This window comes from Nocardioides albidus (assembly GCF_006335005.1).
Classification (GTDB): Bacteria; Actinomycetota; Actinomycetes; order Propionibacteriales; family Nocardioidaceae; genus Nocardioides; species Nocardioides albidus.
Window position 1 is genome coordinate 431809 of the sequence record NZ_VDMP01000027.1, and the last position, 9751, is coordinate 441559.

10 protein-coding genes are annotated in these 9751 nt (G+C 71.7%); 9 read left to right on the plus strand and 1 reads right to left on the minus strand.

Features of this window, described 5'->3' with window-relative positions; translation table 11 throughout:
- Positions 1–8: 8 nt before the first annotated feature.
- From FHP29_RS20435 to FHP29_RS20465, 7 genes are all read left to right on the plus strand, one after another.
- A complete protein-coding gene (locus tag FHP29_RS20435; RefSeq protein ID WP_139624690.1) occupies positions 9–461 on the plus strand; it encodes a MaoC family dehydratase in 453 nt (150 codons plus the stop codon).
- On the plus strand, positions 461–1480 hold the full coding sequence (locus FHP29_RS20440; protein WP_139624910.1) for a phosphotransferase family protein: 1020 nt from the start codon (positions 461–463) through the stop codon (positions 1478–1480). The genes FHP29_RS20435 and FHP29_RS20440 overlap by 1 nt, the downstream gene beginning before the upstream one ends.
- Positions 1480–2691: an acyl-CoA dehydrogenase family protein gene (locus FHP29_RS20445; protein WP_139624691.1), complete on the plus strand. Its 1212-nt coding sequence runs from the start codon at positions 1480–1482 to the stop codon at positions 2689–2691. The genes FHP29_RS20440 and FHP29_RS20445 overlap by 1 nt, the downstream gene beginning before the upstream one ends.
- Entirely contained in the window at positions 2688–3815 is a 1128-nt protein-coding gene (locus FHP29_RS20450; RefSeq protein WP_139624692.1) for an acyl-CoA dehydrogenase family protein, read from the plus strand. The genes FHP29_RS20445 and FHP29_RS20450 overlap by 4 nt, the downstream gene beginning before the upstream one ends.
- A complete protein-coding gene (locus FHP29_RS20455; protein WP_139624693.1) occupies positions 3812–4858 on the plus strand; it encodes an NADP-dependent oxidoreductase in 1047 nt (348 codons plus the stop codon). Before FHP29_RS20450 ends, FHP29_RS20455 begins: the two co-directional genes overlap by 4 nt.
- A 69-nt stretch (positions 4859–4927) precedes the next feature.
- On the plus strand, positions 4928–5554 hold the full coding sequence (locus FHP29_RS20460; protein WP_139624694.1) for a TetR/AcrR family transcriptional regulator: 627 nt from the start codon (positions 4928–4930) through the stop codon (positions 5552–5554).
- 11 nt (positions 5555–5565) lie between these two features.
- Positions 5566–6744 (plus strand): acyl-CoA dehydrogenase family protein, encoded by a 1179-nt coding sequence (locus FHP29_RS20465; protein ID WP_139624695.1) that lies wholly within the window; start codon positions 5566–5568, stop codon positions 6742–6744.
- A gap of 200 nt (positions 6745–6944) precedes the next feature.
- Here the strand turns inward: FHP29_RS20465 and FHP29_RS20470 are convergent, their stop codons facing one another.
- Positions 6945–7685 carry a histidine phosphatase family protein gene (locus FHP29_RS20470; RefSeq protein ID WP_139624696.1) on the minus strand — a complete coding sequence of 247 codons (741 nt, stop codon included), beginning with the start codon at positions 7683–7685 and terminating at the stop codon, positions 6945–6947.
- A gap of 138 nt (positions 7686–7823) precedes the next feature.
- On the opposite strand from FHP29_RS20470, the gene FHP29_RS20475 reads away from it, so the two are divergent.
- Positions 7824–8801: a phosphotriesterase family protein gene (locus tag FHP29_RS20475; RefSeq protein WP_139624697.1), complete on the plus strand. Its 978-nt coding sequence runs from the start codon at positions 7824–7826 to the stop codon at positions 8799–8801.
- On the plus strand, positions 8801–9751 hold a 951-nt coding region (locus FHP29_RS22315; RefSeq protein WP_205014289.1), incomplete at its 3' end, for a class I adenylate-forming enzyme family protein. The genes FHP29_RS20475 and FHP29_RS22315, both read left to right, overlap by 1 nt.

A 9751-nucleotide genomic window follows, 5' to 3' on the forward strand; every position in this document is an offset into this window, starting at 1 on the left:
GCACGCACATGATGGTCTTCAACGGCATCTCGGAGCTCGAGGCCGCGGTCGGCACCCACCTCGGCCACTCCGAGTGGCACACGGTGAACCAGGACCAGGTGAACATGTTCGCCGACGCGACCGGCGACCACCAGTGGATCCATCTCGACGTGGAGAGGTCGAAGGAGGGCCCGTTCGGCTCCACCATCGCGCACGGCTTCCTCACCCTGTCGCTGCTCCCGATGCTCGCCGCGGAGGTCTACCGCATCGAGGGCGTGAAGATGGGCGTCAACTACGGCGCCGACAAGCTGCGCTTCCCCTCGCCCGTGCCGGTCGGCTCGCGGGTGCGCGCCGGTGTCGAGCTGACGGCCGTCAAGCCCAGCTCGCTCGGCTACCAGGTCGCCACGCGGGTCACCATCGAGCGCGAGGGCGGCGACAAGCCGGCGTGCGTCGTCGACATGCTCGCGATCGTGGTCCCGTGATGACCACGGCCGTCCCCGGCCTCGACATCGACCGCCTCTCGGGCTGGCTCTCGCAGCAGGGCCTCGGCTCGGGCGCGCCGCTCGAGGCCACCGTCATCGCCGGCGGCAAGTCCAATCTCACCTACGTGCTGAGCGACGGCACCGACGAGTGGATCGTGCGCCGCCCGCCGCTCGGGCACGTCCTGGCGACCGCGCACGACATGGGTCGTGAGTACCGCGTCCTCACCGCGCTGCGGGACACCGCGGTGCCCGTTCCCCGCACCTACGCGTTCTGCGCGGACGTCGAGGTCGTGGGCGCGCCGTTCTACGTGATGGAGCGGTGCGCCGGCACGCCCTACCGCAACGCCAGCGAGCTCGAGTCGCTCGGCGTCGAGACCACCCGCGTGATCTCGACCCGCCTGGTCGACACTCTCGCCGACCTGCACGGGGTCGATCCCGAGGCGGTCGGGCTCGGCGACTTCGGCCGGGCCCAGGGCTATCTCGCTCGTCAGGTGAGCCGGTGGAAGAAGCAGCTGGACGCGTCCCACAGCAGGGACCTGCCGGCGGCCGACGAGCTCTACGCCCGCCTGGCCGGCGACATCCCCGAGGAGTCCGGCGCCGCCATCGTGCACGGCGACTACCGGCTCGACAACGTCCTCTTCGAGGGCGAGCGGATGACCGCGGTCCTCGACTGGGAGATGGCCACCCTCGGCGACCCGCTCGCCGACCTCGCCGTGATGCTGACCTACCACCGCCTCGGCGCCCTGCCCGGCGGCGCCACGACCTCGGACGTGCCCACCGCACCCGGCTTCCTGACCGAGCGCGAGGTCATCGAGCGGTACGCCGAGCGCAGCGGGCGCGACATGACCCGCTTCGGCTTCTACCTCGGGCTGTCGGCGTTCAAGCTCGCCGCGATCCTCGAGGGCATCCACTACCGCCACATCCACGGCCAGACCGTCGGCGAGGGCTTCGACAAGGTCGGAGACTCGATCCACCCCCTGCTCGACGCGGGGCTCGACGCAATGAAGGAGAACCACTGATGGATCTCGACCACGACGTCCACGCAGGGCCGTCGGCGGACCTCGAGAAGAGGGTCGCGGCCTTCCTCGACGAGCACGACCCCGCGACCATGGACCGCCTCGACTTCCTGCGCGCGCAATTCGACGCGGGCCTGGCCTGGGTGTGGTTCCCGGAGGGCCTCGGCGGGCTCGGCCTCCCGCAGCAGCTGCAGGGCATCGTCGACGAGGCGATGAGCCGTGCCGGTGCTCCCACCAACCGGCCCGAGACCAACGGGATCGGGCTGGGCATGGCGGCGCCGACCATCCTCGCCTTCGGCACCGACGAGCAGAAGCAGCGCTTCCTGCGGCCGCTGTGGACCGGTGAGGAGATCTGGTGCCAGCTCTTCAGCGAGCCCGGCGCCGGCAGCGACCTGGCCAACGTGGCGACCCGCGCCGTCCGCGACGGTGACGGCTGGGTGGTCAACGGGCAGAAGGTGTGGACCTCGGGCGCCCACAACGCCCGCCTGGCGATCCTGGTCGCCCGCACCGATCCCGACGTCCCCAAGCACGCCGGCCTCACCTACTTCCTCTGCGACATGACCGACCCCGGCGTGGAGATCCGGCCGCTGCGCCAGATCACCGGCGAGGCCGAGTTCAACGAGGTCTTCCTCACCGATGTCCGGATCCCCGACACCCAGCGGCTCGGCGCCGAGGGCCAGGGCTGGAAGGTCGCCAACCAGACGCTCAACAACGAGCGCGTCTCCATCGGCCGCGCGGCCGTCCGCGAGACCGGTGTCGTCGGCGTCCTCGCGCGCACCTGGCGCGAGCGCCCGGAGCTGAGGACCTCGGACCTCCACGACCGCGTGCTCCGCCTCTGGGTGGACAACGAGGTCTTCCGGGTCACCGGCCAGCGCCTGCGCCAGAAGCTGGCCCAGGGGCAGCCCGGGCCCGAGGGCTCGGCCATGAAGCTCACCTTCGCCCGGATCGCCCAGGAGGCCACCGGTCTCGAGCTCGAGCTGCTCGGCGAGGACGGGCTGCGCTACGAGGACGGTCAGGGCTGGACGATGGTGCGGCCCGACCGGGTCGACTTCGCCGGTCGCGACGCCGGCTACCGCTACCTGCGCGCCAAGGGGAACTCCATCGAGGGCGGCACCTCGGAGATCATGCGCAACGTCGTCGCCGAGCGCGTGCTCGGCCTGCCCGGCGAGCACCGCGTCGACAAGGACCGTCCCTGGAAGGAGACCGCCCGATGAGCCAGCTGACCCAGCCCAGCAACCTCGACCTGCTGCCCACCGAGTTCGAGGAGGACGCGCGCACGACCGTGCGGGCGCTGCTCGCCGAGCGCTGCGAGCCGAGCGCCGTGACCGCCATGTACGACGGCGACCGGGCGATCGTCGCCCCGCTGTGGCGGACCCTGGCCCAGGAGCTCGGCCTGGCCGGTCTCCTCGTGCCCGAGGCCCACGGTGGCGCCGGCGCCACCGTCCGCGAGGCGGCCGCCGTCGCCGAGGAGCTCGGCCGCGGCGCCGCACCGGTCCCCTTCCTCACCAGCGCGGTCGTCGCCACGACCGCCCTGCTCGGAGCGGACACCGAGGCCGGCGCCGAGCTGTTGGGCGCGCTCGCCGCCGGCGAACGGACGGCAGCGCTCGTCGTACCGTTCTCGACGGCGCCCGACGACGCCCTCGCTCCGCTCGACCTGACCGACGGAGCGGTGAGCGGGACGGTCACCAGCGTCGCCGGAGCGGTCGAGGCCGACGTGCTCCTCGTGCTCGTCGACACCGGGTCGGGGATCGCGCTCGCGATGGTCGAGGCCGGCGCCGCCAGCGTGCAGCCGGTGGTCTCGCTCGACATGAGTCGGCAGATCGCCGACGTCGTCCTGGACGGTGCGGCGGCCACGATCGTCCACGCCGGCGGCGAGCCCGCCGTACGCCGGGCCCTGCTCACCGGGGCCGCCGTCCTCGCCTCCGAGCAGGCCGGCGTCGCGCGCTGGTGCCTCGAGGAGACCCTCGCCTATCTCAAGGTCCGCACGCAGTTCGGCCGGGTGGTGGGCGGGTTCCAGGCCATCAAGCACCGCCTCGCCGACCTCTACGCCGAGGTCGAGTCGGCCGGCGCGGCCGCGGTGTACGCCGCGGCCACCGTCGCGGCCGACGACCCGGACCAGCACGTGGCGACCGCGGTGGCGCAGAGCTTCTGCAGCGACATCGCCGTCCACGCGGCCGAGGAGGCCGTCCAGCTGCACGGCGGCATCGGTATGACCTGGGAGCACCCGGCGCACCTCTATCTCAAGCGGGCCAAGGCCGACCAGATCGCGCTCGGCACGCCGGGCGCACACCGCGCGCGCCTCGCCGAGCTCGTCGACCTGCCGGCCGAGTCGGCATGAGCGCCACGACGAGCACCCAGATCCGCCTGGCGTCGTACCCCGTGGGGGAGCCGGGGGACGACAGCTACGAGACGGCCGTCGCCGACCTCCCCGAGCTCGGCGACGGGCAGGTCCTGCTGCGCACGATCTATCTCTCCCTCGACCCCTACATGCGCGGCCGAATGAGCACGGCCAAGTCGTACGCCGCTCCGGTCCAGCTCGGCGACGTGATGGTCGGCGCCACGGTGTGCGAGGTCGTCGAGAGCCGCTCGGACAAGCGGGCGGTCGGCGACGTCGTGCTCGCCTACACCGGCTGGCAGACCCACGCCGTCGTCGAGGCCAGGGAGACCCGGCGCCTCGACCCGGCCGCGGCGCCGGTCACCACCGCCCTGGGCGTGCTCGGCATGCCCGGCTTCACGGCGTACGGCGGGCTGCTCGAGATCGGCCGGCCCCAGCCGGGCGAGACCGTCGTCGTCGCGGCGGCGACCGGACCGGTCGGCTCCGCCGTCGGCCAGATCGCCAAGGTGAAGGGTGCCCGTGCCGTCGGCATCGCCGGGGGAGCGGAGAAGTGCCGCGTCCTCGTCGAGGAGCTCGGCTTCGACGCCGCCGTCGACCACCGCTCACCGACCTTCGACGAGGACCTGAAGGCGGCGACGCCCGACGGCATCGACGTCTACTTCGAGAACGTCGGCGGACACGTCACCGAGGCCGTCGTACGACGTCTCAACCGGTTCGCGCGGGTCCCCGTGTGCGGTCTCGTCGCCTGGTACAACGCCACCTCCGCGCCCGAGGGCCCCGACCAGCTGCCGGCCTTCCTGCGCAAGGTGCTGACCCTGAGCCTGACGGTGCGCGGGTTCATCCAGGACGAGTTCGTCCCGACCCACCACCGCTCCTTCCTCGAGGACATGGCCGGCTGGATCGCGGACGGCAGCGTGCGCTACCAGGAGGACATCGTGGACGGGCTCGAGAACGCCCCGGAGGCGTTCCGCGGCCTGCTGCGCGGCAGCTACACCGGCAAGCTCCTCGTGCGGGTGGGGGAGGACCCGACACGCCCGCGTGCGTGAGCCGCCGGGCACCTGCGCGATACGCTGAATCGACCCGAGGCTCCCCGACCCCCGTCCCAGGAGGCGTGCATGGCCAGCTCCCGAAGCCGGCGCATCGGCCGTCCTCCGGTCACGGTCAACGGCATGACGGTGCCCGAGCGACTGGTCGAGGCGGCGCTGGAGCTGTTCGCCGCCAAGGGCTTCGAGAGCACGTCGGTCCAAGACGTCGTCGACGCCGCCGGCGTCACCAAGGGCGCGATGTACCACTACTTCGCGTCGAAGGACGACCTGCTGGCCGAGATCTACGCGCGGGTGCTGCGCATGCAGCTCTCGCAGCTCGAGTCGTTCGTCGCCTCGAGGGCCCCCATCACGGAGCGGATCGCTGCGGCCGCCGCCGACGTCGTGGTCACCACCATCGAGAACCTCCCCAGCACCACGCTCTTCTTCCGCTCCCTGCACCAGCTCAACCCCGAGCACGAGTTGCAGGTGCGGGCCGAGCGCCGGCGCTACCACGACATGTTCCGAGAGATGGTCATCGAGGGACAGAGGTCCGGCGAGCTCCGCTCCGACATCGACGCCGACCTGGTCGTGGACTACTACTTCGGTGCGGTCCACCACCTGCCGACCTGGTGGCGTCCCGAGCGTGGACCGGCGCCCGAGGTGGTCGGCGAGAAGTTCTCCCGGATGCTCCTCGACGCGCTCCGGGCCACCGACTGAAGGGAGAGGCCATGACCGCTGCACCCGATGCCGTGCCCGATGACGTGTTCGCCGACATCGTCGCGCAGGTCCGCGGGTTCGTCCGCGAGCGGGTGGTGCCGCGTGAGACGGAGATCCTCCAGGCGAACGCCATCCCGGACGACGTACGCCGTCAGGCGGCCGACATGGGCCTGTTCGGCTACGCGATCCCCCAGGAGTGGGGCGGTCTGGGCCTCGACCTCGTGCAGGACGTCGAGCTGGCCATGGAGCTCGGCTACACCTCGCTCGCGCTGCGGTCGATGTTCGGCACCAACAACGGCATCGCCGGGCAGGTGCTGGTCGGCTTCGGCACCGAGGAGCAGAAGGCACGCTGGCTTCCCGGGATCGCCGCCGGCGACGTCGTGGCGTCCTTCGCCCTCACCGAGCCCGGGGCGGGCTCGAACCCTGCGGGCCTGCGGACCACGGCGCGCGCGGACGGCGATGGATGGGTGCTCGACGGAGGCAAGCGGTTCATCACGAACGCGCCGATCGCCGACCTCTTCGTCGTGTTCGCCCGGCTCCAGCCGGCGCCCGAGCAGGGCAACGGGATCGCGGTCTTCCTGGTGCCGGCGGACACGGACGGCCTGAGCGTCGGCCCGAAGGACCAGAAGATGGGCCAGGAGGGCGCGTGGACCGCGGACGTCACGCTCGAGGGCGTCCGGGTCGGCCCCGACGCGCTGGTCGGTGGCACCGGCGAGATGGGCTACCGCGCCGCGATGACCTCGCTGGCGCGCGGCCGCGTCCACATCGCCGCGCTGGCGGTCGGAACGGCCCAGCGCGCCCTCGACGAGTCGGTCGCCTACGCGGCCTCGGCCACCCAGGGCGGCGCCGTGATCGGTGACTTCCAGCTGGTGCAGGCGATGCTCGCGGACCAGCAGACGGGCGTGCTCGCCGGCCGGGCCCTGGTCCGCGACACGGCGCGCAAGTACGTCACCGGCGAGGACCGGCGCATCGCCCCCTCGGTGGCGAAGCTGTTCTGCACCGAGATGGTGGGCAAGGTCGCCGACCTCGCCGTCCAGATCCACGGCGGCACCGGCTACATGCGCGAGGTCCCGGTCGAGCGGATCTATCGCGACGTGCGCCTGCTCCGGCTCTACGAGGGCACCAGCGAGATCCAGCGCCTGATCATCGGTGGCGGTCTCGTCGCCGGGCAACGAGCGGCCCGCCCCTGACGACCGACGAGCCCGGATCCGTGGGATCCGGGCTCGTCGTGCGTCCGGGAGAGCGGGAGGAGCTCCGGACGCCGGGCGACGGCGCGTGGCTGAGCGGGAGGGAGAGCCGCGGCCGTCGCCGTACGCCGGCGGCGCCCCGTCCCCCCGGACAGGTTGCGCCGCCGACCTACGACTGGACAGTCGGTGTGGGTCTCGCCCGCTCAGGGAGCGCTCGGCACCGGCACGCCGACGCCGGTGGCGGGGTTGACGTTCCACTCGGTGCAGATGAGCGTGCCGTTGGGGTTGAGGTGGGCCTTCACGATGCCGGTGTTCGACTGGACGTTCTGGAGGGCGAAGTCGCCGGTGACCTCGTTGGTGCACGCGGTCGGGAGCATGATCGCGAAGATCGCGCCGTGGGCCACGACGACGCCGGTGCCCTTGTCGTCGCGGTGCTCGCGGACGTACTGCGTCCACCAGCGGTCCCACCGCTCCTGGACGTCGTAGTAGCTCTCCCCGCCGAAGCCGTTGTCCCGCTCCTCCCCGTGCAGCCACGAGGCGAGGATCGGGCCGATCTTCGCGTTCCACTGGGCCTGCGGGATGCCCTCGAGGTCGAACTCCACCTCGCGGATGTCCTCGTCGGCCAGCACCGGGACGTCGTGGTCGGCGGCGACGCCGTCGGCGGTCTGGTAGGTGCGGACCATGATCGAGGAGTCGACCGACCTGATGTCCTCGTCGGCCAGGAAGTCGACGAGCGTGTTCGCCTGCTGGATGCCCAGCGGGGAGAGCTCCTGCTCCGGCACGGGATAGGTCGTGTGGGCGTGTCGGACGAAGAGCAGGTCGTAGCCCGGTCCGACCGCGTGCGGCTGCGGGTCCGCGCCGGCTCCGCCGCCGGCGACGACGGGCGTGGCCGCTGCGACGGCGAGCGTGGCGAGGCCTGCGACGAGCCGCGATCGTGTCTTCATGGGTGCCTCCGGAAGGTGAGAGTGTGTGTCGGCGGTCACATCATCGCGGTACCCTCAGGGTTTAGATACCGCGCAGTCGGTATTTGAGACGTGGCGACCGCCCCCCTGTTTTCGTCGATCAACCCCGAGGAGCAAGCGATGACCAGTGTCGAGACCGTCCGCGGACCCGTGCCCGTGGACGAGTTGGGCCAGGTGCTCATGCACGAGCACGTGTTCACGATCGGCACCGAGATCAGGCAGAACTATCCGGACTTCCCGGACCCCTGGGACGAGGACCGGCGGGTCGCGGACGCCGTCGCGAAGCTCCAGGAGGTGACCACCCGCGGCGTCCGCACGATCGTGGACCCGACCGTCATCGGGCTCGGCCGCTACATCCCCAGGATCCAGCGCATCAACGAGCAGGTCGACCTCAACATCATCGTCGCGACCGGCATCTACACCTACCACGACGAGCCGGTCCAGTTTCACTTCAACGGCCCGGGCCTGGCCTTCGACCAGCCCGAGCCGATGACCGCGCTGTTCGTCAAGGACATCCGCGAGGGCATCGCCGACACCGGCGTCAAGGCGGGCGTGCTCAAGTGCGCCATCGACGAGGCCGGACTGGTCCACGGCGTCGAGCGCGTGATGCGCGCCGTCGCCGCCGCCCACGTCGAGACCGGCACCCCCGTGATCGTGCACACCCACGCCCACGGCGAGATGGGCGACAAGGCGATCGAGGTCTTCCGGTCCGAGGGCGCCGACCTGTCCAAGGTCGTCATCGGGCACAGCGGCGACAGCACCGACATCGACTACCTGCGCAGGCTGGCCGACACCGGCGCGATCCTCGGCATGGACCGCTTCGGCGTCGATGTCTTCTGCCCGACCGAGGAGCGGGTCAAGACGGTCGCCGAGATGGTGCGCCTGGGCTACGCCGAGAGCATGGTCCTCTCCCACGACGCCTCCTGCTACTCCGACTTCTACCCGGAGTCCGGCCCCGCGACCCTGCTGCCGAACTGGCACTTCACCCACATCCACGACGACGTGCTGCCCGCCCTGCGCGAGCTCGGCGTCAGCGACGACGACATCGACACGATGCTGGTCAAGAACCCGGCCCGCTATTTCGGAGGGACGGCCTGATGAGCGAGGTCCGGGTCATCTCGCGCGAGCACAACCCCTTCGCGCGCGACGGGGTCAGCGTCGGCGACGACGGTGTGCCGCGCTACGACGATCTCCCCACCTCCCTCGTCGACCTGCTGCGCGGCCGGGCCGAGGAGACGCCGGACGCCGAGGCCGTCGTCGAGCTCGGGGGCAGGCGGCTCACCTACCGCGAGCTGTGGGACGCCTCGGCCCGCGTGGCCGGCGGCCTGCGCGCCGCCGGCGTCGGCAAGGGGGACCGGGTCGCGATCCGCTACGGCGCCGGCATCGATTGGACGCTGGCGTTCTTCGGCACCCTGATGGCCGGCGGCATCGCTGTGGCCCCCAACATCCGCTCCGCGCCCCCGGAGATCGCCTTCGTGCTCGAGGACGCCGGCGTCGGCGTCGACCTGGCCGCGGACACGCCGCTGCCCGACGGGGAGCCGTACGTCGACGAGGAGATCGGGCTGCACGACCCGGCGGGGATGTTCTACACGTCCGGAACGACGGGGCATCCCAAGGGCGTGCCGACCGACCACGAGGCCTTCCTCAGCAACGCCGAGAACATGATCCGGGGGATGAGCATCTCCCGCGACATCGGCTCGGATCTGCGCACGCTGATCTCGGTCCCCCTGTTCCACGTGACCGGATGCAACTCCCAGCTGCTGACCGCGCTCTACGTCGGCGGCACGGCGGTGATCATGCCGGCCCTCGACCTGCCGGGGTTGATCGACTCCCTGCGCACCGAGCGGATCAGCTTCCTGGTCACCGTGCCGGCCGTCTACGCGCTGGTCCTGCGCCGCCCCGAGTTCGCCGAGGCCGACATCAGCGGTGTCCGCTGGGTGGGCTACGGCGGGGCCGCGATCGCGCCGAGCCTGGTCCAGGCGCTGCAGAAGGCGTTCCCGCAGGCGCGGGTCTCCAACGGCTACGGCATGACCGAGACCGCGTCGCTG